General features: G+C 51.3%; 3 protein-coding genes and 1 pseudogene. 2 read left to right on the top strand and 2 right to left on the bottom strand.

The genetic code is table 11. From position 1 onward, the window contains the following. Together JUJ53_RS25605 and JUJ53_RS19605 are read right to left on the bottom strand one after the other, a co-directional pair. A pseudogene (locus JUJ53_RS25605) lies at positions 1-108 on the bottom strand (TetR/AcrR family transcriptional regulator); the annotation flags it as partial. Between the two features lie 244 nt (positions 109-352). Next, positions 353-835, bottom strand: a complete 483-nt coding sequence (locus JUJ53_RS19605) for a hypothetical protein (protein WP_204153730.1) — start codon at positions 833-835, stop codon at positions 353-355. A gap of 221 nt (positions 836-1,056) precedes the next feature. Here JUJ53_RS19605 and JUJ53_RS19600 point away from each other — a divergent pair, with 221 nt between their 5' ends. Both JUJ53_RS19600 and JUJ53_RS19595 read left to right on the top strand, forming a co-directional pair. Next, positions 1,057-2,424 carry an IS66 family transposase gene (locus tag JUJ53_RS19600; protein WP_204153729.1) on the top strand — a complete coding sequence of 456 codons (1,368 nt, stop codon included), beginning with the start codon at positions 1,057-1,059 and terminating at the stop codon, positions 2,422-2,424. 114 nt (positions 2,425-2,538) lie between these two features. Beyond that, on the top strand, positions 2,539-2,856 hold the full coding sequence (locus JUJ53_RS19595) for a transposase (RefSeq protein WP_239125225.1): 318 nt from the start codon (positions 2,539-2,541) through the stop codon (positions 2,854-2,856). Positions 2,857-2,927: the final 71 nt, after the last annotated feature.

The following is a 2,927-nucleotide window of genomic DNA, read 5'->3' as shown; positions in this document are numbered from 1 at the left end:
GACGCCTTGCTCCCAGAACAAACGCGCCGCCTCCCGCGAAATCTCCAGACGTATCCGCTGCTGCCGCTGCTCACTCATCCTCCCTGGCTTGCGCTCGTTCTTTGCCATGTCGTTGGTAGCGTCACTCCCCACGACAGTCTTCTTCCAAAGCCTGTCACTTAGTGACACAATAACGCTAAATGTCACCAAGTGACAAGAGGTTGCTTTGCCAAGTAGCACGTCTCATTAGGCAAATAGCTATTCAGGCTTTGGAACTACCGGTAAGGGAATGGCATTTGAAAGCCCCCGCCATAGTCGGCAGGGGCCAGGGCACTCCTGCCGAATGCCACTACATTCGGGGCTTTATTTTGACCTACGGAAGAATGCCATCTTTTTGCAATTGCTTCTGGAGCGTTTCCGGCAGGCTCTTAATGTTGCAATGTCTTGGAGAACTACCCTCATAGCGCCAGGACTGAATTTCACTAGAGCGATCAAACTCGACATCAATCTCACAGAAATCACGATCAACAACCGTGTTGCCTCCGCTAATTATCGTAGTTGTATCGCCCTGATCGTTCTCAAACTCATTCACAGTGGTTGGCTGATTAAACTCCCGTTCTCGATCCGTTCTGTAGGAATAGATTGTGTTTCCATTGGGTAATGTAAGCGTTGTCGTAGGTGTACCATATCTGCGAACAAACTCATTGATATCCCGACCAATCCAACTGTTCATTGTGCTATCCAATTGTTCTTCCGCTCGTTGATCGTCACACCCGAACAAGCTCACGCTTGCTAAAATTAGCAGCATCGAAATCCAAGTCTTCATATTCATTCCTCTGTGTTGAAAGGTTTTCATGTGCGATCGTTCATTTCAGTCGCAGTAAAGCTAGGTCAAAGGACTTAATCGATTATTCGTGCAGTCGTTTAAAAGGAGAGTCAATCGCGTTGTGTTATCTGAAGTTTACTGAGGTTCAATGCTTAATTTCTTTCAGATTCTTATGGCGGTTTAAAAGATTCGTAATTGCTCAACTGGGTTGACGTGAGTCGTTTTTCCCGAGAGGATGGTAAGCTTTTGCCATGAAAGACCTGCCGCCCCTGGACATGCTGAGTGATGAGGAAAAGAATGCCCTCATCAAGTTGTTGTGGGAAGAACAGCAACGCTTGCGGGCCGAGGTCGAGAAACTTAAGCAGAAACGAGTCAAGAAGACCTCTAGCAATTCAGGACTGCCCCCGTCAAAAGGGTTCAAGCCGAATCAACTCAGACAAGCTCAAAGGTCGCTAGGGCGAGAAGGCAGCATAGGACGAGCAGGAGGGGGACGGGAACTGAGTGCTCAGCCCGACCAGGTCGTGGTTGCCCAGGCGAAGCAGTGCCCGACGTGTGGGGAAAAGGTATCGCTATCAAGTCAGCAACTGCGCAGTATTTACGAGCGTATTGAGTTGCCGCTAGTTAAGCCGCATGTGACACGGGTAGAGCGGTACGGTGGGCAGTGTCCCTGTTGCCAACAGCGCTATGAAACACCGGTACCGGTTGGCTTAGAGCCAGGTTCTCCTTTTGGCACCAGCATTGCGGGTGTGGTGAGCTATCTGCGCTATAGCCATGCGATAGGCTATGAGCGCTTAAGCCGAGTGATGGCAGACCTCTATGGGGTAAGGATATCGGAGGGAGCGATTGCGAACGTGCTGCAGCGGGTGCATCAGCAGTTAGCGGCTCCTGTAGGGCAGATCGTGGAGCGTCTACGCAGCGCTCGTTTGGTGTGCAGCGATGAAACCAGTGCGCGGGTGGATGGAACAACGCAGTGGGAGTGGGTGTTCCAGAACGACCAGGTGTGCCTGCACGTGATTCGCCCCAGTCGCGGCAAGACCGTGATTGAGGCGGTGATGGGCGACCATCGTCCCCAGGTGTGGGTGTCGGACTTGTTCAGTGCTCAGAAGGCGAATCCGGCTGAGCAATGGCAAGTATGTTTAGCGCATCAACTGCGTGATTGTCAGTATGCCATCGATGCTGGCGACCAGCTTTTTGCCCCGCGCATGAAACGCTTGTTTCTCAAAGCGATTGCCCTGCAACGACGACGACACCGCTTAGCTCCCTCAACGGTCGAGCAATACAAGTCTCGATTGCGGGGGACGTTGCGAGAGGTTTTGAATCTGGAGCCGACTCAACCCGATGCTCAACGATTACTCAAACGGTATCGTTCGATTCGTCCTCATCTGTTGCTGTTTCTGGACGATGAGACGGTACCGCCGACGAACAATTCCAGTGAACAGGCGTTGCGCTGGAGTGTCGTCTTTCGCAAGGTCACCCACGGCTTTCGCTCCCATTGGGGAGCGGAGTTATTTGCTCAGATGCGCTCTTTGATCAATACGGCCAAGCGTCAGGGCATGTCTGCCTTGGATGCCATTTTGCGTGCTCTTACCTCATCTCAGACCGATTGGCTATTCAGTTGAGCAATTACAAAGATTCTTAAGGTGTTAGTGAACCTGTTTCGGCGTCAGTCCCGTGAATCGCTTGAACTGTTGCGTCAATTTGAGGCTCTATAGAACCCATTTGGGATCTCGGGAATGGAATATAATCAGGCAAAAATGACCTATTCCAGCAGCTTGACCGATCGCGAGTGGGAACTCATTGAACCCCTGTTGCCTAAGAAAAAGCAAACACGCCCCCCCAAATGGAGTAAGAGAGCCATCCTCGACGGTATCTTCTATCAGTTGAAAAATGGCTGCAATTGGGGTGACTTGCCCAACGACCTACCGCCCTATTCAACCGTGTTTTGGCATTACAAGCAATGGCGTGAGGACGGCGTCATCGAGCAGATTCTTGAGACGCTCCATGGTCATCTGCGGGAACAGGTCAAAAAAAAACTAGGGCGGCAAAACTAGCTGGAGAGCCTTCTGCTCCAGGTTAGCTAAATAAGCTGCAGGGGAACGTCGAAAATGCCGTTGTTGATTGC

Origin of the sequence: Leptolyngbya sp. CCY15150, assembly GCF_016888135.1 — a bacterium.
GTDB lineage: Bacteria > Cyanobacteriota > Cyanobacteriia > RECH01 > RECH01 > RECH01.
The sequence above is the reverse complement of the archived record's forward strand: the minus strand, read 5'-3'. Positions and strand labels throughout refer to the sequence as shown.

Excerpts from the sequence above, each read along its gene's own strand:
- JUJ53_RS19605 (WP_204153730.1), bottom strand. The coding sequence starts at position 835 with ATGAAAACCTTTCAACACAGAGGAATGAATATGAAGACTTGGATTTCG.
- JUJ53_RS19600 (WP_204153729.1), top strand. The coding sequence starts at position 1,057 with ATGAAAGACCTGCCGCCCCTGGACATGCTGAGTGATGAGGAAAAGAAT.
- JUJ53_RS19595 (WP_239125225.1), top strand. The coding sequence starts at position 2,539 with ATGGAATATAATCAGGCAAAAATGACCTATTCCAGCAGCTTGACCGAT.